Genomic DNA, 22,263 nt, shown 5'->3' on the forward strand with positions numbered 1-22,263 from the left:
CCATGAAGCCCGCTCTAGACGTCCGTGCTGTTGTCGTCGTCGCCATAGTCCGAACTGTAGTCGGCGGCGTCCTGTACGTCGTCCTGATCCTGATCGGCGTCCTGCTGGGCGTCCTGCTGGCGAACCGCGTCATCGCCATAGTAATTATTGACGACGGTCTCGCGGCCGCCGCCAAGCCCCGCCAGCCCCTGATCGACGCCGGGCACGCCGGCGCCGATGCCGAGCGCATTATTGTGGCCGCCGAACAAGCCTTTGATTGAATCGGCGAGAAGAACGCCGCCGGCGACGCCAGCCGCGGCTCCGAGCGCTCCCTTGAGGAAGCCGCCGCCTTGACCACCCATTGGACCACCCATTGGGCCACCGCCAAAGCCGCCGCCCATCGGTCCGCCTTGCGGCGCCCCCCACGGTCCTCCTACGGGCTGCTGTTGTGGCGGCTGCTGCCAGCCGCCCTGCTGCGGCGGCTGGCCCCAGCCGGGCGAAGGCGCGCGCGGCTGTTGCGGCGGGGGAGAAGGCTGCGGATTGCCGCCGCCAAACAGGGAGCCGAGGCCGCCGAGGAAGCTGCCGCCGCCCTGTTGCGGCTGTGCGGCGCGCTGTTCGAGGTCGCGCACCTGCGCCTCTAGCTGCTGCAGGCGGTCATTGGCCGCGCGCAGCGCCTGATCCTGAACAATGGTGGTCTGAGCGAGGAGATAAGGCGCATAGGGAAGCGCCTTGACGGCGTCCTCAATGAAGGTCTCCGCTTCCCTGTCGCGCGGATTGGCCCCTGCGCTCTGGATGCGGTCGAACAGGCCTGTGAGCAACTGACGTTCCTCGGGTGACATTGCCTTCTCCGGTGCAAAATCGGCGAATTCCATATCGCCGCACAAGACATAAGCTTTTTTCGGCGCCCGCCAAGGGGGCTCCTTGAAGGCATCCCTTGCCGCTTCGCCTCGCGCCTCGTAAGAAGCACGGGAGTTACGAGGATTTAATGAACGACGACACGAAAATTACGCAACGCGCGAGCGCAAAACTGCCGCGCGGCTTTGGCGACCGTGGGCCGGCGGAGATCGCCGCGACCGAAAAAATGCTCGCTGCGATCAAAGAGTCTTATGAACTCTATGGTTTCGAGGCGGTCGAGACGCCGTTCATCGAATTCACCGATGCATTGGGAAAGTTTCTGCCCGATCTCGACCGACCGAACGAGGGCGTCTTTTCGTTCAAGGATGATGACGAAAGCTGGCTGTCGCTGCGCTATGACCTGACGGCGCCGCTCGCCCGCTTCGTGGCTGAAAATTTCGATCGTCTGCCAAAACCCTATCGCAGCTATCGCGCGGGCTATGTGTTTCGCAACGAAAAGCCGGGGCCAGGGCGGTTTCGCCAGTTCATGCAGTTCGACGCCGATACGGTCGGCTCCGCCTCCGTCGCGGCCGACGCCGAGATGTGCATGATGGCGGCGGATACGCTGGAGCGCCTTGGCGTCAAGCGCGGCGATTACGTCATCAAGGTGAACAACCGCAAGATTCTGGACGGCGTTCTGGAGGCGATCGGGCTCAGCGGCGAGGCGAACGCCGCGCGGCGGCTGATCGTGCTGCGCGCCATCGACAAGCTCGACAAGTTTGGGCCAGAGGGTGTGAAACTGCTGCTCGGGCCGGGGCGCAAGGACGAGAGCGGCGATTTTACGAAGGGCGCGGGACTGGATGCTGGCCAGCAAGAGTTTGTGGTTGGCCTCATCGACCCACAAAAGGCGTGGGAAGATCATATAGCGTCAATAGATATCCGATTGGCCGACAGTGAGATCGGCCAAGAAGGCCGCACGGAACTTGAACAGATCGCCGAACTGATTTCTCAGGCCGGCTATGACGACGGTCGCATCCGCATCGACCCATCCGTCGTCCGCGGCCTTGAATATTACACCGGCCCCGTTTTTGAGGCCGAACTCACCTTTGAAATCGACGGCGAGGACGGCAAGCCGATCCGCTTCGGCTCGGTTGGCGGCGGCGGGCGCTATGACGGTCTCGTTGGTCGCTTCCGCGGCGAAAATATCCCGGCGACAGGCTTTTCCATCGGCGTCTCGCGGCTTTATTCAGCGCTGAAGGCGGTTCGATCGCCGATCGTCTCCGCCAAGCCGCAGCAGGGCCCGGTGGTGGTGCTCGCGCTCGATAAGGGCGAGCTTCCGCGCTACCAAAAATTTGTCTCCGCGTTGCGGGAGGCGGGCATTCGCGCCGAACTCTACCTTGGCCAGTCCGGCATGAACGCGCAGCTGAAATACGCCGACAAGCGCGGCTCGATCTGCGCCGTCATTCAGGGGTCCAACGAGCGCGAAAGAGATGAGGTCGCCATCCGAGACCTTGCGCTCGGCGCCGAACTCGCCGGCTCCAGCAAGGATCGCGCGGATTACCTTGAACTGCGCGCCAAGGCGCAATTCGCCGTTCCCGAATCCGGGCTGGTCGCGGCGGTCCAAGAGGTGTTGGCGCGCCATTGAGCCTCGGCAATTCACATTTTCCAGCAAAAGCAGTCGCAACCAACGCTTCCGCCTGCTAAACAGCCCTCGCTTGCAAAGCGCCCATTTAGAGACACGACCGCCTCTTCCGCGCCGCGATGACGCCCCTTCAGGCGCTCCTCGCCATGAGGGCTTGATGTTGCGTTGCGTGTCCAGCGGGACTTTAGGAGCAAAGCCAGTTTCGAACCATCCTGTGAGCCGCGCGCTGTGACCTCCGTCCAAAATTCTTCCGGCGTCGTCGCGACGCATCTGATCCGCGCGGGCTATGCGCGCTGCGAGCCGCCGATCCTTCAGCCGGCCTCGATCTTCTTCGATTCGGGGGAGGATCTGCGCGGGCAGCTCTATCTGACGAGCGATCTTTCCGGCGCCGAATATTGTCTGCGCCCGGAATATACGATTCCCGTTTCAAAGCACTATCTCGCCTCGGGCGCCGCGGGCGAGACCGCCGCTTTTTCCTATTGCGGCCCGGTGTTTCGCTACGCCGCCGGCCAGAGCTGTGAGTTCACGCAGGCTGGCGTCGAAAGTTTCGGCCGCGCCGACCGCGAGGCGGCGGACGCCGAAATTCTGACTCTTGCGCTCGACGCCGCCTCCGCCGGCCACGGCCTTGACCTCAGCGTTCGCATCGGCGACGCGGGGCTTTTTTCGCGCCTTCTGGCGGCGCTTGATCTGGCGCCGCAATGGCGCCGCCGCATCGCCCGTGGGCACAGCCAGGGCAAGTCGGTCGAGGCGATCCTCAACGCCTCCCAAAACGGCTCGGGTCATGACCATTCGGGCGTGCTCGGCATGCTGGAAGGCGCCGACAAGCAGGGCGCGCGCGCCTTCGTCGAGGATCTTCTGTCGATCGCGGGAATCGTCGCCGTCGGCGGACGCACGGCGGGCGAGATCGCCGACCGTTTTCTGGAACAGGCGGCGCTGAAGCGGGGTGTCGGCGTTTCGGATGAGAAGGTCGCCATCATCGAGGCTTTTTTTGCCATCGAGGGCAATCCGGACGCGGCCTCGGTGCGAATGCGCCGGCTGGCGCAAGAGGCAAGTCTCGATCTCGACGCGAGTCTCGACGCTTTCGACACGCGGCTCGGCTTCATCGCGGCGCTCGGCTTCGACGTCGCGGCGCTCAGTTTCGAGGCGAGCTTTACGCGCAATCTCGACTATTACACGGGCTTTGTGTTCGAGGCGCTCGACCGCGCCCGCCCCGATGAGAAGCCGATCGTCGCTGGCGGACGGTATGACCAGCTGCTGCAAACGCTCGGAGCCGATCGCGCCATCCCTGCCGTTGGCGCGTCGATCTGGGTCGATCGCCTGCCGCTGGCTTTAGAAGGAGACGCGGCATGAGCGAAACGCTCGTTCTCGCTATTCCGTCCAAGGGACGCCTGCAGGAAAACGCCGCCGCCTTCTTTGCGCGGGCGGGGCTTGAGATCGTGCAAGGGCGCGGCGCGCGCGACTATCGCGGTTCGCTCGCGGGCCTGAAAAACGTCGAGATCGCGTTTTTATCGGCCTCCGACATTGTCGCGCAGCTTGCGAGCGGCAATGTCCATCTTGGCGTTACAGGAGAGGATCTCGTCCGCGAAACGATCGCCGACGCCGATGAAAAAGTGGCGCTTTTGACGCCGCTCGGATTTGGCGGCGCGAATGTCGTCGTCGCCGTCCCGCGCGCGTGGATCGACGTCAAGACCATGTCCGACCTCGAAGACGTCGCGGCGAGCTTTCGGGCAAGGCGCGGCGAGCGCATGCGCGTCGCCACCAAATACGTCAATCTGACGCGGCGCTTTTTCGCGAAGATGCATGTCGCCGATTATCGCATCGTGGAAAGTTCGGGCGCGACGGAAGGGGCTCCCGCCGCCGGGCAGGCCGAACTCATCGTCGACATCACGACGACGGGGGCGACGCTCGCCGCCAATGCGCTGAAAATTCTTGACGATGGGATCATTTTGCGTTCGCAGGCCAATCTCGTCGCCTCGCTGAGCGCGGACTGGAGTCCGCCGGCGCGGGAGAATGCGCGCGTCATACTTTCGCGCATCGCGGCGGAGGAGGAAGCGCGCACGACGCGGGAAGTCTCGACCGTACTCGCCAACCCGTTCCCATCCCTGATCGCGGACGCCGAGGCGCTTTTCGCCGCGCGCCCGCGCTTTCGCGCGGCGGACGGACGCCTGACGTTGAATTGCCCGACCGACAAGGTCGCGCCGCTCGCCGACTGGCTCATCGCTCATGGCGCCGATCATGTGGGCGTCGCAACGCTCGACTATGTTTTTTCAGCAACCAATCCGCTCTACGAGAAACTTGTCGGGCGGCTTGGCTGAAGCGCATCGCGCGGCGGGAGTCGATGTTATAAGGAAATGACTGAGATTATTTCTCAACTCGGGAATATGCCGCCGACCGGCGAAATGGAGACTGCTATATGTCAGCGCGTATGATCGTGGATTTGGCCGAGGGGAATATCGTGCTTTTCGGCGGCGCTCCCGAGCCGGGAATGCCTGACGCCGGCCTGACGAATGGCTTTTCAAGGGCGAGCGCCGAGACTTTTCAGGCAGCGCTCGGCACGATCGGCGCGCTGGTCAAGACAGTTGAAGCCTCGATCGACACCATGTCGCAAAAACCGGAAGGAATCGAGATCGAGTTTGGCGCCACTCTCAGCCAGGACTGCGATTTGTGGATCGTCTCGCCCGACTCCGCGCCGGAGTTCAAAATCAGGCTGTCCTGGGGCAAGAACGGCTGACGAGCCGCCCCCAACACCGGCGAGGAGCTGGCGCCGGGCCGGGAGCGGCCGCCTACATGCAGGTTTCCTCGAGTTCTTCGAGGAACTTCAAAGGCGCATCGCCGCGCAGATCTTCAAGGATCCCGCGCAAAGTCGGCAGGAAATTGTGCAACACCCGCAAATCGTTGAGCCCCAAGCTTATGGGCAAGCTCCCTCCGGCGGGTGAAATAGGCCCAGAACGGGCCGTCTTCCGGTCGTGGCCGCGCGCGCGAAGGCGGATGGTGAGGCGCGGCCAAATGCTCTCGCGCGGGACGGGCTGCTTCCCGGATCAAAAGCCGGGAGACAGGGAAACGTCTGTTTTGACCAAAGCGGGTTTCTCGGAGGGCGTAAACACGCCATCGTCGTCGCTCCGCATCTCAATATGCCGGTCGTGCATGTCGATGAGGCTTGAGCGATGTCCGATCGAGACAATGGTCGTCGCGGGTAGATGCTTGAAGAGAATCTCATAGATCCTCGCCTCAAGCGTCTCGTCCATGGAAGCGGTCGCCTCGTCGAGGAAGAGCCAATCCGGTTTTGCAAGGAGAGCGCGGGCGATGGAAATGCGCTGCTGCTCGCCGCCTGAAAGGCGCTGGCCCCAATTGTCGTCGACGTCAAGCTTGTCGACCAGTTCAGGCAGATGCGCGGCGAGAAGCGCGCTGCGGATCGCTTCCTCGCCATAGGTCTCGGGCGCCGCCGGATAGGTGACGGCCCCGCGCAGCGGGCCATTTGGAATGTATGGCTTTTGGGGCAGCAGCATCACCCGTGTGTCGGCGGGCGCCGTGACGGAGCCGTCGCCGTGCGGCCATATGCCGGAGATTGCGCGGAACAATGTCGATTTGCCGGAGCCCGACGGTCCCGTGAGAAGCGTCGACTCGGCCGGCGAGAGACGGACATTGGCGTCCTTGACGATGACGCGGCCATCTGGAAGGTGCAGCGTTACGTCCTCGAGGTGGATGTGCTGGCGCGCATCGATCGCGGCTTGCGGCGCGGGTTTTAGGCCGGGGCGCTTCTGCGCTGCCTCGATCGAAGCGTCGAACGAGATCAGACGGTCGAGAACGGCTTTGAAGTCGGCGAGAGAGACATAATAGGTCACGAAGAAGGTCAAGGCGTCGTTGACGCTGCCAAAAGCGCGCGCGGTCTGGGTCATGACGCCGAGGGTGATCTTGCCGGCAAAATAGAAGGGCGCCGCGACGATATAGGGGATGATCGGGCTTAACTGGCCGTAAGAGGCGGTAAAGCCGATCAGATTCTTGCGGACGGCGACGATCTGAAAATAATTGCCGATGATCGTGTTGAAACGTTCCCGCAGAGAGCGCTTTTCGGAATCTTCTCCCGAGAGCAGCGCGACCTGTTCGGCATATTCGCGCAATCTTGCCAGCGAAAAGCGGAAATCGGCTTCGTAACGCTGCCTGGCGAAAGAGAGCGGCACCAGCGAGCGGCCGATGAGATGGGTGATCCAGGTGCCGAAACCGGCATAGATCAAAGCGACCCAGAACAGGAATCCTGGCACCGCGATCGCCGTGTAAGGCAAAGTGAAATTCGCGGAAAGAGACCAAAGCACGATCGCGAAGGAAACCAGCGAGCTGAGGTTCGAGATCAAAAGGATCGAGAAGGTATAGATGCCGTAGCCTTCCTGGCCGCCGTTGATGAAGCGGTTGACGTCCTCCGATATGCGCTGGTCGGGGTTGTCGGCGACGCCGCCCTCGAGCGACATCCGGTAATGAGTGTGGCTGTCCAGCCAGCGGCCGACGTAATTCTCCGTCAGCCAGCGCCGCCAGCGGATGATCAGCGTCGAGGCGACGATGAACTCCAGGATGGCGGAGGCGATGTAGGTGAAGGCCCAGGGAGTGAATACAGTGAAGAGTTGCGACCAGAAAGCGGCCTGGTCCTTGTTCTGAATGGCGTTGAACCAGTCGCGCGAGAAGAAGGAGAGCCGGACCTGTATGCCGACCTGGGTCTGATTGATGACGACGAGAAAAACGATCATCGCAATGGCCAGCTTGTGCTCTTTGAGCCCAAACGAGGGCAGCGGCCAGATCTGCGCTCTCGTGTCCCCGTTCGAATCGAAATAGCGATCGCCGATGCGGGTCATCGACTGCACGACGGGAATGAAGGAGATGCCGTAAACGAGAATGGCGAAAATCGCGACGGTGAGCGGCAGGCTTTCCGGCAGAACGTAGTCTTCGAGCGAGGCCGGCCAGAAGCCGACTTGCGCGACCATGAAGACAACGCCGAAGATAACCGTCTCAATGGCGAAGATCGCGGCGAAAATCTGCAAAAAGCTGGAGATTTTGGGCGCTTTGTAGGTGGTATAGGCGCAGACGAAGCCCGTTGCGGCGAGGAGCAGAATGGTCGCGTCCCCGTGCATCGCTCCGATCAAAGCGGTTGCAAGCGAGAAAACGGCGACGACAGCGGCGAGAAAATGCATGGCTTGCCTTATGCTCATATCCCTTCGCAAAGGGCGTTTAGGGGGCTTTCGTCGAAGACTAGTGGGATTTCGGGCGGCGTGAAATCAACAAAGCTTTTGTTTCAAAGACTGGCCGGGAAGGTGAGCGCCGTTGCACCCATCTCAAGCCGCGGAAGGAGTCTGCGCGCACGATCGCATTCTGCCGCCATATGCTTGTTTCAACGCATTATTTCACCTTAAATATGCGTAACTTTCACCGCGGCCTGCGCCCGCCGCAAACGCGGCCGAAGCTTGCATGGCCGCCGCCCGCGTCGTCGAAGCATTCCGCGATGGCGGCTGCTTCGCGTCATTCCTCCGCTTTTTTGGCTTCTTCGGGAGAGAGGCCGTTGACGCAGGCCGACAGCACCGGCGACGGTTTGAAGGTGAGAACGCGGCGCGATTTGATCGGCGCCTCGACGCCGGTGCGCGGGTTTCTGCCGATGCGCTCGCGTTTAGAGCGGACAGCGAACATGCCGAAGGATCGAAGCTTGACGCATTCTCCGCGCACCAGCGCTTCGGCGATTTCCTCAAGGGCCATTTCAAAGATTTCCCTCGCCTGCGCGCGCGAAAGCGCCGGACACGAGGCGTAAACCGCGTCCAGAAGGGCCGCCCGCGTCGCCGTTCTCCGATTGACGGCCGCATCCGATTGCGGCTCCGACGCCTGTCGCACGTCTGTCCCCCCAACTGCTTTCAATTGCGATAGTTGGATTAGAGCATATTTCAGGCCTTTGAAAAGCAGTCGATTCTTTGACCGAACAAGATCGCGCGCCGCCGCGCCGCGGTTCAGCCTGGCCGCAGCCAAAAAAAGAGCCCCGGATTTTCTCCGGGGCTCTGTAGCAATTGATCAATGCCGGATGGGCTGGATCAGAAATCCATGCCGCCCATGCCGCCCATGCCGCCGCCGCCCGGCATAGCGGGGGCGTCCTTCTTCGGCTGCTCGGCGATGATCGCCTCGGTGGTGATGAGGAGACCGCCGACGGAGGCCGCGTCCTGCAGGGCCGTGCGCACGACCTTGGTCGGGTCGATGATGCCGAGCTTGACGAGATCGCCATATTCGCCGGTCTGGGCGTTGTAGCCGTAACCGTACGAGGCGTTCTCGATCAGCTTGCCGACCACCACCGCGCCATCGGCGCCCGAATTGTCGACGATCTGGCGAGCCGGGGTCTGAACCGCCTTGCGAACGATATCGACGCCGGTCTTCTGATCGGAATTCTCAACGGTGAGGCCTTCGAGCGCCTTGATGGCGCGCAGAAGCGCGACGCCGCCGCCGGGCAGAACGCCTTCCTCGACCGCCGCGCGGGTGGCGTTGAGGGCGTCGTCGACGCGGTCCTTCTTTTCCTTGACTTCGACTTCCGACGCGCCGCCGACGCGGATCACTGCGACGCCGCCGGCGAGCTTGGCAAGGCGCTCCTGCAGCTTCTCGCGGTCATAGTCCGAGGTCGTCTCGGCGATCTGGGCCTTGATCTGAGCGATGCGGGCTTCGATGTCGGCCTTGGCGCCCGAACCGTCGATGATCGTCGTCGATTCCTTGTCGATGCGGATCCGCTTGGCGCGGCCGAGCATCTGCAGCGTGACGTTCTCGAGCTTGATGCCGATTTCTTCCGAGATCAGCGTCCCGTTGGTCAGGATCGCGATGTCCTCGAGCATGGCCTTGCGGCGGTCGCCGAAGCCGGGCGCCTTCACGGCCGCGACCTTGAGGCCGCCGCGCAGCTTGTTGACGACGAGGGTCGCAAGCGCTTCGCCTTCCACGTCCTCAGCGATGATGACGAGCGGCTTGCCGGACTGCACGACCGCCTCGAGGACGGGCAGCAGAGCCTGGAGAGAAGACAGCTTCTTCTCGTGAACGAGGATGTAGGGGTCCTCGAGCTCGGCGATCATTTTCTCGGCGTTGGTGATGAAATAGGGCGAGAGATAGCCGCGGTCGAACTGCATGCCTTCGACGACGTCGAGCTCGGTCTCGAGGCTCTTTGCCTCTTCCACCGTGATGACGCCCTCATTGCCGACCTTCTGCATCGCCGTCGAGATCATCTCGCCGACCGATTTATCGCCATTGGCGGAAATCGTCCCGACCTGAGCGATCTCTTCGTTCGAGGTGACCTTCTTTGAATTGGCCTTGAGATCGGCGACGACGGCGGCGACGGCGATATCGATGCCGCGCTTCAAATCCATCGGGTTGAGGCCGGCGGCGACCGCCTTGGTGCCTTCGCGTACGATCGAGGCGGCGAGAATGGTCGCGGTCGTCGTGCCATCGCCCGCGGCGTCATTCTGCTTGGAGGCGACTTCGCGGATCAGCTGGGCGCCGAGGTTCTCGAACTTGTCGGAAAGCTCGATTTCCTTGGCGACAGTCACGCCGTCCTTGGTGATGCGGGGGGCGCCGAAGGATTTCTCGATGACCACGTTGCGGCCTTTCGGGCCGAGCGTTACCTTGACCGCATTGGCGAGAATGTCGATGCCGCGCAACATCCGGTCGCGGGCGTCGGACGAAAAGCGGACGTCTTTTGCTGCCATGATTGGAAACTCCTGAAACAGTCTAAAAATTTATGTGGGATTGGCCGATCAGGCGACGACGCCGAGGATGTCGCTTTCCTTCATGATGAGCAGGTCCTGCCCGTCGATCTTGACCTCTGTGCCCGACCATTTGCCGAAGAGCACCTTGTCGCCGGCCTTCACGTCGAGGGGGGTCAGCTTGCCGCTGTCGTCGCGGCCGCCCGGGCCGACGGCGATGATTTCGCCTTCCTGCGGCTTCTCCTTGGCGGTGTCGGGAATGATGATCCCGCCCTTGGTCTTTTCCTCACCTTCGAGACGTCTGACCACGACGCGGTCGTGCAAAGGACGAAAGCTCATGTCTAATTCCTTCATGGGCCGCGGGAGGCGCTTGGTCCGCGCTGGGACGCCTCTTGCAAAGGCGGCGGGTTTGAAAAACGGAGCCCTGTTAGCACTCTGATAGGGTGAGTGCCAAAGGCAGCTCGTATTTAGGCAGGCGGGTCCTTGCTGTCAAGTCTGCCGTATACTTGGGCATGGCTTTGGCCATTTTAAAGCCATGCGCCGCCGCGGCAGGCGGAGGCCGCTAAAAAACCGTAATTAGAACAGATCCAAATTAGGATGCTCTGGCTCGCGAATCGGGAAGCGGCGCCGGCGGCATCAGGATTTGCCTGACGCGAAACAATGAACGGATCGGCGGCCATGTCGGATAAGACGAGCTCGAACTATGATCAGACCACCATTTTCCTGCATTGGATAACAGCGGCCCTGGTCGTCGTGCTCTGGATTTTGGGACAGACCTCCGATCTCGTCCCCCGGGGTCCGCTGCGCACGGGGTCCTGGTCTCTTCACGTCACGCTCGGCTTTCTGCTCGCCTTTGTGCTCATCGGGCGCATCATATGGCGAGGCGGCGCCGGGCGCCGGCTGCCGCCCGCGGACGCGGGTTTTCTTCAGTTTCTGGCCGCGGCGACGCATTACGCGCTTTACGCGCTGCTGCTGGCCGCCGTGACCCTCGGCATTATCAACGCCTTCGTCCGGGGCTATGATCTTTTCGGCGTCGTAAGCCTGCCGAAGCTTGGCGATCCAGCCCTGAAGAAACCCATCACCGAATGGCATGAACTCGCGGCCAATCTCGTTCTCGCCGTCGCCCTTTTGCACGCGGCGGCGGCGCTGGCGCATCATTATGTCTTGAAGGATGGCGTTCTTTTGCGGATGCTGCCGCAACGCGAGGCCGCCTCCGAGCGCCGTTCGGACCTCTGAACGCGTCTTCGTCCGTCTCGCGCTCCTTCCTGAAAGGTCTGGCCTCGTGGTTCGTCTCCATGCCGAAAGGCACCTCGTCAACCGCATCGGCTGGCTGCGCGCCGCCGTTCTTGGCGCCAATGACGGGATTATCTCGACCGCCAGCCTGATGGTCGGCGTCGCGGCCGCCGCGAGTTCATCGAGCGAGGTCCTGGTCGCAGGCGTTGCCGGCATGATCGCGGGCGCCATGTCCATGGCCGCGGGCGAATATGTCTCCGTCAGCTCGCAATCCGACACCGAACGCGCCGATCTTGCGCGTGAGCGGCAGGAACTCGCGGAGAACCCGAAGTTCGAGACAAATGAGCTGGCGCAGATTTATGTCGAACGCGGCCTTGAGCCGGCGCTCGCCCGTCAGGTCGCCGTGCAGCTCATGGCGAAGGACGCGCTCGGCGCGCATGCGCGCGACGAACTCGGAATCTCCGAAGCGATCACGGCGCGCCCGATTCAAGCGGCGCTGACCTCCGCTGCGACTTTTTCCGTGGGCGCCGCCCTGCCGGTCATCGCGGCGCTGGCCGCTCCCCGGCCTTTTCTCATGCAGGCGGTGTTTGCGACGTCCCTGGCGTTTCTCGCCCTGCTTGGCGCCCTCGGCGCGAAAGCAGGGGGCGCCGACATCCTCAAACCGACGATTCGCGTCGCTTTCTGGGGCGCGTTTGCAATGGCGCTGACCGCCGGCATCGGAGCCCTCATCGGCAAAGCAGTCTAGTTGGACTGAGGCTTGTCCGGAATCCGGCGCCGCGTCGCTTTTGATACATTTTTTTCGTTTCAGACGGCAAACGACGCGCATGCTCGCCTGTCAGCGCATCGACATGATACATGCGGCGGCGGAGGCTTTCGTGAAAACGAAGGCCGCGGGCCTAAGCCGTCTTGCACCGCCCAAGGCGACCGCGGAATTTGAAAAGCACTTCTATTCACAAAGGAAAAGACAATGGACCGCATCATCATGCGAACCGGTGAGGCTCTTAGCGCTGGCGGTCCTCCTGGCACCGCGGCGGAGCCGGAGGTTATAATCGGGGAACTCGACGGGCCCGTTGGAACAGCGCTCGCCACTCTCACCGGCGATCAGGTAGCCGGGCACACGAGAGTATTCGCCCTCATGAATACAAATGTGATGGTGCGGCCGGTGACGCTTTGCGTCTCCAAGGTGTCCGTCACCAATTCCCGTTACACCAGCATTCTCATGGGGACTGTGCAGTTCGCTATCGCGAATGGAGTGCTCGACGCCGTTCGCGCCGGCTACATTCCAAAAGAGAAAGCCAATGATCTTGGCATCATCTGCTCAGTCTGGCTGGCGCCGTCAGTGATCAAGGACGACAATCTCGATCATAAGATCCTGTTCGACATTCACCGCAAAGGTATGACCGAAGCGATCAGAAAGGCGATGGCGAACGAACCCTCGATTGATTGGCTGCTGGAAAATCAGGACAAGGTGGTGCACAAATACTATCAGCTTGGACTTGACGGGAAGATCTGAGCAAGGTTACGGCCGCGTTTCTGGCGAGACCTGAACTGTGGTCCGGGGCGGAAATGAGGGCATGACCGACCAATCGAACCGAGGAATTTCGCCGACGGCGCTTGTCACCGGAGGCGGCAAGCGGATTGGCTTGCGAATATCGCAGCGCCTCGCGCGCGCGGGCTATACCGTGATTCTCCATTGCAGCCCCCCGTCGGAAAGCGAGGTCGAGCATGAGGCGGCGGCCATCGCGGCGGAGGGAGGCAAGGCCGCCGCATTGAGCGCCGATCTGTCGGACGCGGCGGCGACGGATCGCCTGATCGCGGCGGCGAGCGCGTTGTTCGGGCCGCTGGCGCTCCTCGTCAACAACGCCTCCATTTTCGAAGATGATTCCGCCAAAAGCTTCGACGTCGAGCGATTCGACAGGCATTTTGCCGTCAATCTGCGGGCGCCATGCATTTTGGCCCGTGATTTCGCCGCCCAGGCGCGCGCCGGCGCCGACGCCGCGGTGGTCAACATCGTCGATCAGCGCGTTTTCAACCTGACGCCGGAGTTCTTCTCCTACACCTTGAGCAAGGCGGCGCTCTGGGCCGCGACCCAGACGATGGCGCAATCCTTCGCGCCGAATGTCCGGGTCAACGCCGTGGGGCCCGGCCCGGTGCTGCCGAACAGCATGGAGGGAGAGGCAGGCTTCCGGCGCGAGGTGGCGAGCGTGCTCCTGCGCCGCGCCGTCGATCCCGACGACATCGCCGACGCCGTTCTTTATCTGGCGAAAGCGCGCAATGTCACCGGCCAGATGATTGCGGTGGACGCCGGGCAGCATCTCTCCTGGCGGACGCCCGATATCGTGCTTTAAGCGTTTGCGAGGCGAGTCAATCCGCGCTCGGAAGGCGGCGCATCGTGAATTCGATGCGATCATCCGACAATTCGCGCCAGGATTCGATCTCGGTCATATAGGCGGCTTTGGGGAATCTCGCGAACCATTCGCGGGCTTTGTCGCGGGCCTCGCTGCGCGGCAAGGTAAAGGTCTCGCGCCTCCACGCGCCCATGCGCCGCGACTCGTCGTCGGCTTGCGCGCGCGAGCGTTTGGCGAGCCGGCGCGCTATGTCCGATGGCCTCTTTTCCTCTGCGCTCACTTCAACGCAACTCCCGAACGCAAGAGTTTCAAACGATCGCATTTTGTTTCCGCGAACCCGCGGCGCCGCATGAAAGCGCGCCGCTCCATCATAGCGCGGAGATAGGCCGGCTAAAACCTTAACGGTGGGTTTAATGGAACAGTTTGGCCCTCGCGCGCTTGAGAATTGCAACGCGGTTAACAGCGCGCTTCGTTCAGCTTCGCTCAGCGGGAGCCTTTGACGACCTCGTCGAGCATTTGCGCGAGGACGGACGCATCGTCCGGAAATCCCGCCGCGATCCAGCGTGTTTGCAGAAGGTCCAGCGCTTCGCCTATGGCCGGCCCGCGGGCGAAGCCATGCGCGAGAAGGTCGGCGCCGGAAAAGGGCAGGCGCGGCTCCTGAGTTTCGCGCAAAAAGTGCTTGGCGGGGACCCACTGCGCGAGGTCCGGCGCGCGAATGGCGGCGAGCATGACGGCGTCCGCCGCGGCCTGCCGCCCGTTGAGAAAAAGCAGCTGGCGCAATTCGTCCTCGCCGGGGGGCGCCTCGCGGGCGTGCAGCGGGATCAGGAGGCGGGCCGCGCGCTCAAGGCGCTGCCGCTCGGCGTTCGAGAGGCGAAGGCTTTGTCCAAGGCGATCGGCGTCTTCCGGCAATTCGACGCAAAGCGCGGCGAGGCGCAGCAGAGGGTCGGGCGGACCGGCGTCCTCGATCGCCGCCATCCGCCGCAGCCGCGCGGGATTCGGCGCGGACGCGATGAGCGGGCCGAGCAGCCCGGCGTCGCACATCTCCTGCGCCGCCTCGGCTGCGCGCCGCGCGGCAAGCAGCTTCAAAAGCTCCGCCCGCACTCTTTCGCGCGAGAGGCGAGCGAGCCCCGAGCGCTCGCGCATCGCCGCGACGAGCCCCGCGGGATCAAGCGGGCCTTCGGTGAAATCCGCCGAAAAACGAAAAAAGCGCAGGATGCGCAGATAGTCCTCGCGGATGCGCTGCGCCGGTTCGCCGATGAAGCGCAGCCTTCGCGCTCTGATGTCGTCGAGGCCGCCGACATAATCGAAGATCCGGCCGTCCTTTGCGAGAAATAAAGCGTTGACGGTGAAGTCACGGCGCAGGGCGTCGGCCCTGAAATCGCGGCCGAAGCGCACGGTGGCGCGGCGCCCGTCGGTCTCGACGTCTTCGCGAAGGCTTGTCACCTCGAATGTCTCGCCGCCGACGAGCAGCGTGAGCGTGCCATGTTCGACGCCGGTCGGGATGACGCGAATACCGGCCGCGCTCGCCCGCTCCGCCGTCGTCTCCGGCGCGGCAGTGGTGGCGAGGTCGATTTCATGCACCGGACGGCCGAGCAGCGCATTGCGCACCGCGCCGCCGACGAGGCGGGTCTCCTCGCCGCCAAAGTCGATGGCTTCGAAGATGCGGTCGAGCGAGGGATTTCTCAGCAGCGCCGCCAGCGCCTCGGATGCGGCCCCGTCGGTCGGCGGCGCATCCCCATTCATTGAATGCGTCCCGGCACGATGCGGCCATTTTCGATATGGGCGGGTATGTACGGACCCTGGCTGCGATCTGCGAAGATGCCGATGAGGAACACGCCGGCCACGGCGATAACCAGGCCGAGGAGCGCAAGGGTCGAGACGACGCCGTGCGTCCAGTGATCGACTTCGAAAGGATATTTCCGGCGCAGCGTCAGATAAAGAACATAGGCGATGAAAGGAGACCCGAACAAGAGCGCAGGCTCAAGAAGGACGCGCCACATCAGGAATAAAGCCTTTCAAAAAGATTGCGCAGAATGCCGGCGGTAATGCCCCAGATATAGCGCTCGCCGTAAGGCATCGCGTAAAATTGACGGAGCTTGCCGTCGAATTCGCGGGAGTGGAGCGAATGGTTCGCCGCATCCATGAGGAAAGCAAACGGCGTTTCAAATGCGTCCTCGACCTCGCCGGGATTGAGCCGGAGATCGAAATGCGGCTCCACTCTGGCGACGACCGGGATGACGCGAAAGCCGGTGCCTGTCACGTAAGGATCAAGGTAGCCGAGCGGCTCGACATGGGCGGGCGGCAGGCCGACTTCCTCCTGCGCTTCCCGCAAGGCGGCGGCGGCCGGGCTGTCGTCATAGGATTCGATCTTGCCGCCGGGAAAAGCGATCTGGCCGGCATGAACCCGCAGGCCCGCCGCCCGCTGGGTTAAAAGCACGCGCACTTCTCGCGGATAAGCGACGAGCCCGACGAGCACGGCCGCCGCCCGCGCGCCCGGGGCGAGGGCCAAGGCCGTCGGCTGGCCGGCCATCACCTCATCGTCCATGACCGGATCGCTGAGCACGAGATCATGACCCGGCGGCTCGATCGTGAAAGTCAGCCGCCCTTTGATATGGGCGAAAACGCGCGTCGGAGCGAAGCGCTCGTCGAGAAGGTCGGTCAAAGGCTTGCCTCTATGGCGGCGAGCTCCTGCGCGCCGGCCAGCGGGAAGAACGCGCCAGCCGAGGCTACGCCAAAGCACTGCGCGCCCTCATGCGCCCTGATTTCGCAAAGCGCAACGAGATCCATCAACAAGGCGCGGGCGAGCAGCGCCCAAAGCTCTCCGCGCACCAGAACGTAAGGCTTGACGCCGCCGGATTCTGTCTCGCGCTCGAAACGCAGGGGATGCTCGGCGTCGGCCGTCACCCAATCGTCGACATTTGTGCGAAACCGCAGGAGTTGCTCGGGGCCGTCTCCGCTTTTCTCCATTTCCACGGCGATGAAGGGGGCGTCCTCGACGAGGATTCCGACGCGTTCGACCGGCGTCACCAGCACGTAACGATCGGGGTCTTTGCGCAAAATCGTCGAAAACAGCCGCACCAGCGCCGGCCGCAGGATCGGCGTTCCCTGATAGAACCACGCGCCGTCGCGCGCGATGCGCATGTCGATGTCGCCGCAAAAGGGCGGATTCCATTGCGCGACCGGAGGAAGCGGCCTCGCCTGGCCGGGCGCGGGAAGCTCCCTCGCCAGCCTGGCCAATGCCGGAGGATCTTGCCGCTCCGGTTCCCCTTTCGCTTCAATATCCTGCGCCATACATCCTCGCCGCCGCGCCAGCCATGAAAAAGAGCCAAATCGCGGTGATTGTGAAAATGAACCCCGTCGACAATGCAATCTGGATAGACCACTAATTGCAGAGCGACGAAGCGAAAATATCGTGTCCGCGGCCGCGGGCTCAAGAAAAAGGGATCCTATGGCAGAAGCAGTGACAGCCTCCTTCGAAGCCGCCATGGAGCGCAGCGCCGAAACCGCGCTGGATCGCATCGCGGCCGCGCGGGCTGCGATCGAAACGATCATTTTCGGCCAGACCCAGGTGGTGGAAGAAGCTCTGGTGACGCTTCTGTCGGGCGGCCACGGCCTCCTCGTCGGCGTACCGGGCCTCGCCAAGACCAAGCTCGTCGAGACCCTTGGAATTGTGCTCGGCCTCAATGCGCGCCGCGTGCAATTCACGCCGGATCTCATGCCGGCGGACATCCTTGGCTCCGAGGTCCTGGAAGAATCGAGCGACCGTCGGCGCAGCTTCCGTTTCGTGCAAGGTCCGATCTTCGCCCAATTGCTGATGGCCGACGAGATCAACCGCGCCAGTCCGCGCACCCAGTCGGCCCTGCTTCAGGCGATGCAGGAATATCACGTTTCGGTCGCGGGCGAGCGCCATGACCTGCCGCAGCCTTTCCATGTTCTGGCGACACAAAATCCGCTCGAGCAGGAGGGCACATATCCGTTGCCGGAAGCTCAGCTCGACCGTTTCCTGATGCAGATCGACGTCGGCTATCCAGACCGCGCTGCCGAAAGGCGCATTCTGGTCGAAACGACGGGCGCCCCCCAGGCCGAAGCCAGGCATGTGATCAACGCCGAGGAGCTGATGGGCATTCAGCGGCTGGTGCGACGGCTGCCGATCGGCGACAGCGTCATCGAGGCGATCCTCGACGTCGTGCGCTCGGCGCGTCCGGGCGAAGGCGATCCGGCGATCACGCAGCATATCGCCTGGGGGCCGGGTCCACGCGCGGCGCAGGCGCTGATGCTGGCGACCCGGGCGCGCGCCTTGATTGGCGGCCGGCTCTCGCCCTCGAACGACGATGTCGCGGCGCTCGCCGTGCCGATCCTGAAGCACCGCATGGCGCTGACATTTTCCGCCCGCGCCGAAGGCGAGACGATCACCGATCTCATCGCCAAGCTCACGCAACGGCTGCGCTGAACATGGCGGAGGTCCGGCTCCTCGACCGCGATGAAGGCCGCCTCGCCGGCCGCCAGCAGGACGAGGCGCTGTCTCTGGCGCGCCGTTTTCCGAACCTTGTCGTCGCCGCGCGGGAGGTTGCCGCCAGCGTGCTCCACGGCGTTCACGGACGCCGCCGCGCCGGCGTTGGCGAATCCTTCTGGCAGTTCCGGCCCTTCGACGCGGGGGAATCGAAAAATCGCATCGATTGGCGCCGGTCGGCGCGCGACGACAGGCTTTATGTGCGCGAAAGGGAATGGGAAGCGGCGCATACGGTCGTGGTCTGGATCGACCGCTCGGCCTCGATGCATTTCGTCTCGAAACTGGCGCTGCAGCCGAAAATCGATCGCGCGCTGGTGCTTGGCCTCGCGACGGCCGATTTATTGATCAGGGGCGGCGAGCGCGTCGGCCTTCTTGGCCTCGTCCGGCCCGTCGCGGCCCGCAATATCGTCGAGCGCTTCGCGGAAGCTTTGCTCAGCGAGATTTTACAGCGCGGGTCCGATCATGAGGCGGCGGAGCTGCCGGCCTCCGACAGCCTGCCGCGGAATTCGCAGGCCGTGCTGATCGGGGATTTTCTCAGCGATCCCGCCGCCATCGCCGCGACGATCGAAAAGATCGGCGCACGCGGCGCGCGCGGTCATCTCATCATGATCGCCGACCCCGTCGAGGAGACATTTCCGTTCTCCGGCCATACTGAATTCATCGATGTCGATTCCCCCGCGCGCCTGCGCGTCGGCGATGCCGAATCCTTGCGCGTCGATTATATCCGGCGTCTTGAAGCCCATCGCGAGGCGATCCGGACGGCGGCCCGGGCGCGCGGCTGGACCTTGCTGCTGCACCGGACCGACCGGCCTGCGTCCGAGGCCTTGCTGGCATTGAGGATGCATCTCGACGCCCATTTCCATAACGCCTCCGCGGGTCTGGCCCTTTGATGTTTGGTATTCCGCTCGCTTTCACGGTTCCCCTGGCCCTCACCGCGCTGATCGGTCTGCCGCTCCTCTATTATGTCCTGCGCGTCACGCCGCCGCGCCCGCGCCAGGTGCCGTTTCCGCCGTTGCGGCTGTTTCTCGATCTGCTGCCGGCCAATCAGACGCCGCGGCGAACCCCCTTATGGCTTTTGATTCTGCGCCTCGCGATCGCCGCCTGCATCATTTTCGCGATGGCCGGCCCCGTGCTGAACCCTGCGCCGGTCGCCGCCGGGGCGGGGCCGCTGTTGCTCGTGCTGGATGACGGCTGGCCGGCGGCCCCGAGCTGGGATCGCCGGATCGAGGCGGCCGCGCAGCGCATCCAGGCGGCAGGGCAACGGTCAAGACCGGTCGCCATCGTCGCGACTTCGGACGGCCCGCGCGAAATTCTTGCCTTCGAGGCGAACAAGGCGCTCGAGCGGCTGCGCGCGATCAAGCCCGCGCCTTATGCGCCGGATCGTTTGCCGGCGCTCGGCGCGATTGAGGCTTTCATCGCCGCCCATGCCGAAAGCTCGGTCGTCTGGATCGCCGACGGCCTCGAGCGCGGCCATGCGGGCGATTTCGCTGCCGGCCTCGCGGGGGCGGCGAAACACCTCTCCATCGTCACCGACCCCAATCCGGTCAGGGCGCTCTCGGGGCCGCAAAATCTGGCAGGAAGCCTCGAAGTGGGCGTGCTGCGGTCCGCCGTCGCGGGCGCCGAGCAAGGTGAGGTTCGCGCGCTCGACCTCAAGGGCCTCGCCATCGGCGCCGCCCCTTTCGATTTTGCCGGAAAGACCGCGACCACCGCCCGGTTCGACCTGCCGGTCGAATTGCGCAACGACATCGTGCGGCTCGAAATCGCCGGCGAGCATTCGGCGGGAGCGGTTTCGCTGCTCGATGAACGCTGGCGCCGGCGCAGCGTCGGCATCGTCAGCGGGGAGGCCGCCGACGTGTCGCAGCCCTTGCTCGCGCCGAATTATTATCTGAAGAAGGCGCTCTCCCCCTTCGCAGACGTGCGCGAGGCGCGGCCCGGCGTCGGCGATCCGATCCATGCCTTGCTCGAGGAGCATGTCGCCGTCATGGTCCTCGCCGATATCGGCGCCGTCCCGGGGCCGACGCATGACGAACTGCGGCATTTTATCGAGGATGGAGGCATCCTTGTCCGCTTCGCCGGCACCCGGCTCGCCAACGCTTCCGACGATCTCGTTCCCGTGCGGCTGCGCCGGGGCGGGCGCGTGCTCGGCGGGTCGATGTCATGGGACACGCCGAAAAAGCTCGCGCCATTCGAGCGTTCAAGTCCTTTCTTTGGTTTGAACGTTCCAGATGAAGTGACTGTCACGCGCCAGGTGCTCGCTGAGCCCGATCCTGGCCTGCCAGCCAAGACGCTGGCGCAGCTCTCGGACGGCACGCCGCTCGTAACGGCGATGCGCATGGGCAAAGGAATGACGATTCTCTTTCATGTGACGGCCGACACTACATGGTCGAACCTGCCGCTGTCGGGCCTTTTCGTCGATATGCTGCGCAAGATCGTCGATCTGTCTGGAGAAACAGGTCAAGGCGCGGCCACGGGGGTGGAAGTCGAAAAAGCGCAAACGGACGCGGCCAAAGCGGGGGACAAGGACGCGCTCGCCGCCAGCGCGGATCAGCCGCGCACCGTTGCGCCGACGCGAACGCTTGACGGCTATGGCGTCCTTGGCGTCCCGCCCGCCAGCGCAAAACCCATCCCGATCGGCTTTGCGGGCGCGGCGGACGCGGAGCATCTGCCTGGATTTTACGGCCCGCAAAATGCGCCTCTCGCCGTCAACACGCTGCTCGCCGGGGAAACCTTGTCGGCGCTGGATTTTGGCCGCCTTGGCCTCGCGCCCAATTTTCTGCGCGGCGCCGAGCCGGTCGATCTCAGGCCCTTCCTGATCGCCGCGGCGTTCCTTCTGTTCTGTCTCGACGCGCTGGCCTCGCTCTGGCTATCGGGGGCGCTGCGTCCCTCGCGCCGGGCCGTCGCGGGCCTTGCGGCGTTTCTCATCGCCTGCGGATGTGTCGCGGGGCCGATGCGGGCGCAGGCCGAACCTTCGAGCCCGGCCATTTCGCAGCGCGACATCAATTCGGCGCTAACGACCCGTCTCGCCTATGTCGTCAGCGGCGACGCTAAGGTCGATGAGGCGAGCCGGCAGGGCCTCCTCAGCCTGTCGCGGGTGCTGGCGCGGCGGACGTCCCTCACGCCGGGTGAGCCGGTTGGGGTCGATCCTGCGCGCGACGAACTCAGCTTCTATCCGTTGCTCTATTGGCCGATCGTCGCCGGGCGCCCGCGGCCATCGCAGGAGGCCATCGCCAAGATCAGCGCCTTCATGAGACTTGGCGGCACCATTATTTTCGACACCCGTGATGCCCTGACGGCGCGTCCGGACGGGCCGCCGACCCCTGAGGCGCAATGGCTGCGGCAATTGCTTGATGGCGTCGACGTGCCCGAACTCGCCCCCGTGCCGGCGGACCACGTCGTCACCAAAACTTTTTATCTGCTCGACGGCTTCGTTGGCCGCTACGTCAATGGGGTCACCTGGATCGAAGCCCTGCCGCCGGCTCCAGCCGATGGGAGCGCGCGACCGGCGCGGTCCGGCGATGGCGTCTCGCCGGTGATCATCACCTCGAACGACCTTGCCGGAGGATGGGCGAGCGACCCCGATGGCGAGAGCCTTTATGCGTTGACCCCCGGCGGAGCACGCCAGCATGAACTCGCCTTGCGCGGCGGGGTCAACCTCGTGATGTACACGCTGACAGGCAACTATAAGGCCGATCAGGTGCATGTGCGCGACCTGCTCGAGCGTCTCGCGCATTAAGCGGGCGACACCTTTCTCTCGACGCGGACGATCAGCGCCGCGCAACTTTCTCGCTTTAAGCCTTTGTTTTACCGCATGATGTGGGCCCGAAAACTCTGCAACTTTTCGGCATCATGCTCTAGAAGGAACGTGAACGCCGCGCGGGCAAGAGCGTGACGCCAGGAGCCGCAGAGTTCCTGGATCAAATCATGTGACGAAACAAAAAGTGAGGAGCGTGATCACCTTCGCGAATGAATCGGGCTTCGGCGACGCCCGCGACAATTGGCAGCGGCAGGCCCGGATTA

General features: G+C 63.7%; 22 protein-coding genes. 11 read left to right on the top strand and 11 right to left on the bottom strand.

What is annotated here, in order from left to right; genetic code table 11:
- Positions 1–14: 14 nt before the first annotated feature.
- Positions 15–818, bottom strand: a complete 804-nt coding sequence (locus tag MPC4_RS08345) for a DUF2076 domain-containing protein (protein WP_174512113.1) — start codon at positions 816–818, stop codon at positions 15–17.
- A gap of 146 nt (positions 819–964) precedes the next feature.
- Here MPC4_RS08345 and hisS point away from each other — a divergent pair, with 146 nt between their 5' ends.
- The 4 genes from hisS to MPC4_RS08365 all read left to right on the top strand — a co-directional run bounded on the left by hisS (position 965) and on the right by MPC4_RS08365 (position 5,186).
- Positions 965–2,458 carry a histidine--tRNA ligase gene (hisS, locus tag MPC4_RS08350; protein WP_174512114.1) on the top strand — a complete coding sequence of 498 codons (1,494 nt, stop codon included), beginning with the start codon at positions 965–967 and terminating at the stop codon, positions 2,456–2,458.
- Between the two features lie 225 nt (positions 2,459–2,683).
- A complete protein-coding gene (locus MPC4_RS08355; RefSeq protein WP_174512115.1) occupies positions 2,684–3,805 on the top strand; it encodes an ATP phosphoribosyltransferase regulatory subunit in 1,122 nt (373 codons plus the stop codon).
- Positions 3,802–4,770: an ATP phosphoribosyltransferase gene (gene hisG, locus MPC4_RS08360; protein ID WP_134492001.1), complete on the top strand. Its 969-nt coding sequence runs from the start codon at positions 3,802–3,804 to the stop codon at positions 4,768–4,770. Before MPC4_RS08355 ends, hisG begins: the two co-directional genes overlap by 4 nt.
- A 98-nt stretch (positions 4,771–4,868) precedes the next feature.
- The gene (locus MPC4_RS08365) at positions 4,869–5,186 is read left to right on the top strand and encodes a CU044_2847 family protein (protein WP_174512116.1); all 318 of its coding nucleotides are present in this window, start codon (positions 4,869–4,871) and stop codon (positions 5,184–5,186) included.
- Between the two features lie 52 nt (positions 5,187–5,238).
- Here MPC4_RS08365 and MPC4_RS21195 read toward each other — a convergent pair whose 3' ends face one another.
- The 5 genes from MPC4_RS21195 to groES all read right to left on the bottom strand — a co-directional run bounded on the left by MPC4_RS21195 (position 5,239) and on the right by groES (position 10,494).
- The gene (locus MPC4_RS21195; RefSeq protein ID WP_342343619.1) at positions 5,239–5,373 is read right to left on the bottom strand and encodes a hypothetical protein; all 135 of its coding nucleotides are present in this window, start codon (positions 5,371–5,373) and stop codon (positions 5,239–5,241) included.
- Positions 5,374–5,493: 120 nt separating this feature from the next.
- Entirely contained in the window at positions 5,494–7,632 is a 2,139-nt protein-coding gene (locus tag MPC4_RS08370; protein ID WP_174512117.1) for an ABC transporter ATP-binding protein/permease, read from the bottom strand.
- 325 nt (positions 7,633–7,957) lie between these two features.
- Positions 7,958–8,320, bottom strand: coding sequence for an integration host factor subunit alpha (locus MPC4_RS08375; RefSeq protein ID WP_134492007.1), 363 nt, complete (start codon positions 8,318–8,320; stop codon positions 7,958–7,960).
- Between the two features lie 194 nt (positions 8,321–8,514).
- Positions 8,515–10,158 carry a chaperonin GroEL gene (gene groL, locus MPC4_RS08380; RefSeq protein WP_174512118.1) on the bottom strand — a complete coding sequence of 548 codons (1,644 nt, stop codon included), beginning with the start codon at positions 10,156–10,158 and terminating at the stop codon, positions 8,515–8,517.
- Between the two features lie 48 nt (positions 10,159–10,206).
- On the bottom strand, positions 10,207–10,494 hold the full coding sequence (groES, locus tag MPC4_RS08385; protein WP_134492011.1) for a co-chaperone GroES: 288 nt from the start codon (positions 10,492–10,494) through the stop codon (positions 10,207–10,209).
- Positions 10,495–10,833: 339 nt separating this feature from the next.
- Between groES and MPC4_RS08390 the strand changes: the two genes are divergently transcribed.
- The 4 genes from MPC4_RS08390 (at position 10,834) to MPC4_RS08405 (ending at position 13,736) form a co-directional block, all read left to right on the top strand.
- Positions 10,834–11,391, top strand: a complete 558-nt coding sequence (locus MPC4_RS08390; RefSeq protein WP_174512119.1) for a cytochrome b — start codon at positions 10,834–10,836, stop codon at positions 11,389–11,391.
- A gap of 46 nt (positions 11,392–11,437) precedes the next feature.
- Positions 11,438–12,133, top strand: coding sequence for a VIT1/CCC1 transporter family protein (locus MPC4_RS08395; RefSeq protein WP_174512120.1), 696 nt, complete (start codon positions 11,438–11,440; stop codon positions 12,131–12,133).
- Positions 12,134–12,355: 222 nt separating this feature from the next.
- Positions 12,356–12,901 carry a formaldehyde-activating enzyme gene (locus MPC4_RS08400; RefSeq protein ID WP_174512121.1) on the top strand — a complete coding sequence of 182 codons (546 nt, stop codon included), beginning with the start codon at positions 12,356–12,358 and terminating at the stop codon, positions 12,899–12,901.
- A gap of 61 nt (positions 12,902–12,962) precedes the next feature.
- Positions 12,963–13,736, top strand: a complete 774-nt coding sequence (locus tag MPC4_RS08405) for an SDR family oxidoreductase (RefSeq protein WP_174512122.1) — start codon at positions 12,963–12,965, stop codon at positions 13,734–13,736.
- Between the two features lie 16 nt (positions 13,737–13,752).
- Here MPC4_RS08405 and MPC4_RS08410 read toward each other — a convergent pair whose 3' ends face one another.
- The 5 genes from MPC4_RS08410 to MPC4_RS08430 form a co-directional block, all read right to left on the bottom strand.
- Positions 13,753–14,016, bottom strand: coding sequence for a hypothetical protein (locus tag MPC4_RS08410; RefSeq protein ID WP_134492021.1), 264 nt, complete (start codon positions 14,014–14,016; stop codon positions 13,753–13,755).
- A gap of 203 nt (positions 14,017–14,219) precedes the next feature.
- The gene (locus MPC4_RS08415; RefSeq protein ID WP_174512123.1) at positions 14,220–15,479 is read right to left on the bottom strand and encodes a CCA tRNA nucleotidyltransferase; all 1,260 of its coding nucleotides are present in this window, start codon (positions 15,477–15,479) and stop codon (positions 14,220–14,222) included.
- A complete protein-coding gene (locus MPC4_RS08420) occupies positions 15,476–15,736 on the bottom strand; it encodes a DUF6111 family protein (protein WP_174512124.1) in 261 nt (86 codons plus the stop codon). Before MPC4_RS08420 ends, MPC4_RS08415 begins: the two co-directional genes overlap by 4 nt.
- On the bottom strand, positions 15,736–16,398 hold the full coding sequence (locus MPC4_RS08425; protein ID WP_244628907.1) for a CoA pyrophosphatase: 663 nt from the start codon (positions 16,396–16,398) through the stop codon (positions 15,736–15,738). Before MPC4_RS08425 ends, MPC4_RS08420 begins: the two co-directional genes overlap by 1 nt.
- Positions 16,395–17,027 carry a DUF1285 domain-containing protein gene (locus MPC4_RS08430; RefSeq protein ID WP_174512125.1) on the bottom strand — a complete coding sequence of 211 codons (633 nt, stop codon included), beginning with the start codon at positions 17,025–17,027 and terminating at the stop codon, positions 16,395–16,397. The genes MPC4_RS08425 and MPC4_RS08430 overlap by 4 nt, the downstream gene beginning before the upstream one ends.
- 157 nt (positions 17,028–17,184) lie before the next feature.
- Here MPC4_RS08430 and MPC4_RS08435 point away from each other — a divergent pair, with 157 nt between their 5' ends.
- The 3 genes from MPC4_RS08435 to MPC4_RS08445 are packed head-to-tail and all read left to right on the top strand — an operon-like array spanning position 17,185 to position 21,979.
- Positions 17,185–18,186: an AAA family ATPase gene (locus MPC4_RS08435; RefSeq protein ID WP_174512126.1), complete on the top strand. Its 1,002-nt coding sequence runs from the start codon at positions 17,185–17,187 to the stop codon at positions 18,184–18,186.
- A 2-nt stretch (positions 18,187–18,188) separates the two neighbouring features.
- Positions 18,189–19,136 carry a DUF58 domain-containing protein gene (locus MPC4_RS08440; RefSeq protein WP_174512127.1) on the top strand — a complete coding sequence of 316 codons (948 nt, stop codon included), beginning with the start codon at positions 18,189–18,191 and terminating at the stop codon, positions 19,134–19,136.
- Positions 19,136–21,979 carry a DUF4159 domain-containing protein gene (locus MPC4_RS08445; RefSeq protein ID WP_174512128.1) on the top strand — a complete coding sequence of 948 codons (2,844 nt, stop codon included), beginning with the start codon at positions 19,136–19,138 and terminating at the stop codon, positions 21,977–21,979. Before MPC4_RS08440 ends, MPC4_RS08445 begins: the two co-directional genes overlap by 1 nt.
- The last annotated feature ends 284 nt before the right edge of the window (positions 21,980–22,263 follow it).

This window comes from Methylocella tundrae (genome assembly GCF_901905185.1).
Taxonomy (GTDB): domain Bacteria; phylum Pseudomonadota; class Alphaproteobacteria; order Rhizobiales; family Beijerinckiaceae; genus Methylocapsa; species Methylocapsa tundrae.